Genomic DNA, 4,023 nt, shown 5'->3' on the forward strand with positions numbered 1-4,023 from the left:
GGCGAAGGCCGCGCTCCACGAGTTCACCAGCGCGACCTGCCCGACGCTGGCCGCGGCCTGCTTGGTCGCGAGATCCCTAGGGCGACGGGATAATCCGAGCGGCTCGATACCGGCGGCGATCGCACCCGAGGACACGATGACGACGTCAGTGCCCGCCTTCATCCGCGCTTCGATCGCGTCGGCTAGTCCGGCCAGCCGCCCGGCGTCGAACACCCCCGACGGCGTGGTCAATGCGTTGGTGCCGACTTTGACCACCAGGCTGCGGGCGGTACGGACCGCGTCGCGCTGTTGGCTCACGATTCGTCGCCGCGTTCGCGGCGCTGCCGCCGGGCGGCCTTGCGCTCGTCGGCACCGACGCGATCGCTGCGCTCCAGCCGCACGTCAGTGCCTCGGCCGGACAGCGCAACCTGTTGTCCCGCAGGCGTTTGCGGCTCCCAGTCGAATGTCATATCCCCGATGGTGACCGCGCATCCCGGCTCCGCGCCCAGCCGCAGGAGTTCGTCCTCGACGCCCAGGCGAGCCAACCGGTCGCCCAGGTATCCCACGGCTTCGTCGTTGTCGAAGTTGGTCTGGCGGACCCAGCGTTCCGGGCGCGCGCCCTTGACGACGAAGCCGCCCGGCTGCGAGAGGTCCGGTTCGACGGTGAAGCCGCTGTCGTCGACGGGAACCGGGCGAATCACCGGCCGCCGCGGCACGATTTCCGGCTGCGCCGCCTTATACGCCGAGATCATCTCCCACAGCCCGAAGATCAACGGCTGCAGGTTTTCCCGCGCGACGGTCGAGACGCTGAACACCGGCCAGCCGCGCTGCGCGATCTCGTCGTGGACGAACTCGGCGAGCTCGCGAGCCTCGGGTACGTCGATCTTGTTGAGCACCACCGCCCTTGGCCGTTCGGCGAGGTCCCCCAGCGTGGCATCCCCTTGCAAAGTGGGCGTGTAGGCAGCGAGTTCGGCTTCCAGCGCGTCGATGTCGGAGATGGGATCGCGGCCCGGTTCGGCGGTGGCGCAGTCGATCACGTGTACCAGCACGGCGCACCGCTCGATGTGCCGCAGGAAATCCAGACCCAGGCCGCGGCCCTGCGAGGCTCCCGGAATCAGACCGGGCACGTCGGCGACCGTGAAGGTGTGTTCGCCCGCCGAGACCACACCGAGGTTGGGGACCAGCGTGGTGAACGGGTAGTCGGCGATCTTCGGCTTGGCCGCCGAAATCGCCGACACGAGTGAGGATTTGCCGGCCGACGGGAACCCGATCAGGCCGGCGTCGGCGACGGTCTTGAGCTCGAGCGTCAGGTCCCGGGTCTCGCCCTGCTCACCGAGCAGCGCGAAGCCTGGAGCCTTGCGGGCCCGCGACGCGAGCGCGGCGTTACCGAGGCCGCCGCGGCCACCGGCCGCCGCCTCGAATCGGGTACCGGCACCCACCAGATCGGCGAGCATTCGGCCTTTTTCGTCCAACACGACCGTGCCGTCGGGGACCTTGACCTCCAGGTCCGCGCCGGCGGCGCCGTCGCGGTTGCTGCCCATCCCCTGTTTGCCCGACGGCGCAGTGACGTGCGGATGAAAGTGGAAGTCCAACAGCGTGTGGACCTGCGGGTCGACGACGAAGACGATGCTGCCGCCGCGGCCGCCGTTCCCGCCGTCCGGGCCGCCCAGCGGCTTGAATTTCTCCCGATGGACTGAGGCGCAGCCGTTTCCGCCCGAACCGGCGCGCGCGTGGATGACGACGCGATCGACAAAACGAGGCATCGAGGGTCCTCTCAATTACCGTCGCACGCCGATGCACCCGGGCCGGGCCCGGGAATGGCTCAGTCGGCCGCGACGATGTTGACGGTCTTGCGTCCGCGCTTGATACCGAACTCGACCGCTCCGGCTTCTTTGGCGAACAACGTGTCATCGCCACCGCGGCCCACGTTGATGCCGGGGTGGAACTTGGTGCCGCGCTGGCGAATGATGATCTCGCCGGCCTTGACGACCTGACCGCCGAACCGCTTGACCCCGAGCCGCTGAGCGGCTGAGTCGCGGCCGTTGCGCGAGCTGGAAGCGCCCTTCTTGTGTGCCATGTCTCGCCGCCTTTACTTGATGCCGGTGACCTTCAGGACCGTCAGCTGCTGACGGTGTCCCTGACGCTTGTGGTAGCCGGTCTTGTTCCTGAATTTGTGGATACGGATCTTGGGGCCCTTGGTGTGCTCGAGCACCTCGCCGGTCACTGCGACCTTGGCCAGCGCGGTGGCATCGGTGGTCACCTTCGCGCCGTCGACCACGAGGGCGACCGGCAGCGACACGTTTGCACCCGGCTCGGAGTCGAGCTTTTCGACCTTGACCACGTCTCCGACGGCGACCTTGTACTGCTTGCCGCCCGTCTTGACGATTACGTAGGTCGCCATCGTTGCTCCTGCCTTCTCTTCTAGCCTCTGCTCAGCCGCTGCTCCGCGCTTCACGCGCGCGCCACCGGCCGGTTTCGTGGTGGGTCTGGGACGCGGGTCCGCGTCTATTGCCCGGCAGTCCCGGGCCGCGTCGTCGCCGGATCAGTCTACTCGCCGACCTGGCGACAACTGTCCAAGGGTACGTGACCAGCGGCTACAGGGTCAAACCGCGGCGTGGCTCAGTCCACGTGGATCGGCGGGCCGGCGGGCCTACCCGCCGAACGCCTCCGACGTGGGCGTCCCTGCGCCGGGCCGGCCCGAAAGGCGCCCCCGGCGTCGTCGTCGGAGTCGTCGTCCTCGTCATCCAGTTCGTCGTCATCGTCCAGTTCGAGGTCTTCGTCGTCATCGTCGTCATCGTCGTCATCGTCGAGATCCTCGTCGTCATCGTCGAGGTCCTCATCGTCGTCGTCGAGGTCGTCATCGTCGTCGGTGTCGTCGTCCTCGTCACTGTCGTCGGTGTCTTCGTCGTCGTCGGAGTCGTCGAAGCCCTCCTGGTCGGTGTCCTCCCCGTCGGCGACGATGCGCTTCTTGTGCTCATCGAGGTCGCTGGTGGCTTCCTCGCCGTCGGATTCCTCGACGTCAGCGCTGTCGGTCTGCGTGGCGGAGCCGGCGGCCATCGCCTTGAACATCGGGTGCTCACCGGGGGCGTGCACCGGCACTTTGGCCACGGCGGGCTGATCGGCGGGCTCTTCGCCGCGGTTCTTCTTGGACCGGCGGCCCCGGCGGCCACCCGATTCGGACTTACGCCCGCTGGACGGGGCCGAGTCGACCGGGTCGGCGTGCAGCAGGATGCCACGGCCAGCACAGTTCGGACATGACGTCGAGAAGGCCTCGATGAGGCCGGTGCCCAACCGCTTGCGGGTCAGCTGAACCAGGCCCAGCGAGGTGACCTCGGAGACCTGGTGGCGGGTACGATCCCGCGCCAGCGCCTCGGTCAGCCTGCGCAACACCAGGTCGCGGTTGGACTCGAGCACCATGTCGATGAAGTCGATGACCACGATGCCGCCGATGTCGCGCAGCCGCAGTTGGCGGACGATCTCCTCGGCCGCCTCCATGTTGTTCTTGGTGACGGTCTGCTCGAGATTGCCGCCCGAGCCGGTGAACTTGCCGGTGTTGACGTCGACGACCGTCATGGCCTCGGTCCGGTCGATCACCAGCGTGCCGCCCGAGGGCAGCCACACCTTGCGGTCCATCGCCTTGGCGAGCTGTTCGTCGATGCGGTGCACCGCGAACACGTCCGGCCCGGCCGCCCCGTCGGGCCCCGTCGGGGGCTCGTACTTCGTCAGCTTGGAAACAAGTTCGGGGGCAACGGAATTCACGTACTCGTTGATCGTGTTCCAGGCCTCGTCGCCGGAGACCACCAGGCCCGCGAAGTCCTCGTTGAACAGGTCGCGGATGACCTTGACCAGCACGTCGGGCTCTTCGTAGAGCGCCACCGCGGAGCCTGCGGCCTTCTGCTTGGTCTCGATGGCCTTCGCCTCGATCTGCTGCCAGCGCTCCTGCAGGCGGGAGACGTCGGTGCGGATGCCGTCCTCTTTGACCCCTTCGGACGCGGTGCGGATGATCACGCCGGCGTCGGACGGAACCACCTCACGCAGGATCTC

General features: G+C 67.9%; 4 protein-coding genes and 1 pseudogene. All 5 read right to left on the minus strand.

What is annotated here, in order from left to right; translation table 11 throughout:
- Window positions 1–300, minus strand: a pseudogene (locus JOZ00_RS19935) (glutamate 5-kinase); the annotation flags it as partial.
- Window positions 294–1,742 carry a GTPase ObgE gene (gene obgE / locus JOZ00_RS19940; protein ID WP_293346841.1) on the minus strand — a complete coding sequence of 483 codons (1,449 nt, stop codon included), beginning with the start codon at window positions 1,740–1,742 and terminating at the stop codon, window positions 294–296. The gene obgE and the pseudogene JOZ00_RS19935, both read right to left, overlap by 7 nt.
- A 59-nt stretch (window positions 1,743–1,801) precedes the next feature.
- Entirely contained in the window at window positions 1,802–2,056 is a 255-nt protein-coding gene (rpmA, locus tag JOZ00_RS19945) for a 50S ribosomal protein L27 (RefSeq protein WP_293346844.1), read from the minus strand.
- 12 nt (window positions 2,057–2,068) lie between these two features.
- Window positions 2,069–2,380: a 50S ribosomal protein L21 gene (gene rplU, locus JOZ00_RS19950; RefSeq protein ID WP_293346848.1), complete on the minus strand. Its 312-nt coding sequence runs from the start codon at window positions 2,378–2,380 to the stop codon at window positions 2,069–2,071.
- 218 nt (window positions 2,381–2,598) lie between these two features.
- Window positions 2,599–4,023, minus strand: a 1,425-nt coding sequence (locus tag JOZ00_RS19955; protein ID WP_293346851.1) for an Rne/Rng family ribonuclease, incomplete at its 5' end; no start/stop codon positions are given.

Source organism: Mycobacterium sp., assembly GCF_019243155.1.
In the GTDB taxonomy this organism is placed as follows: Bacteria; Actinomycetota; Actinomycetes; order Mycobacteriales; family Mycobacteriaceae; genus Mycobacterium.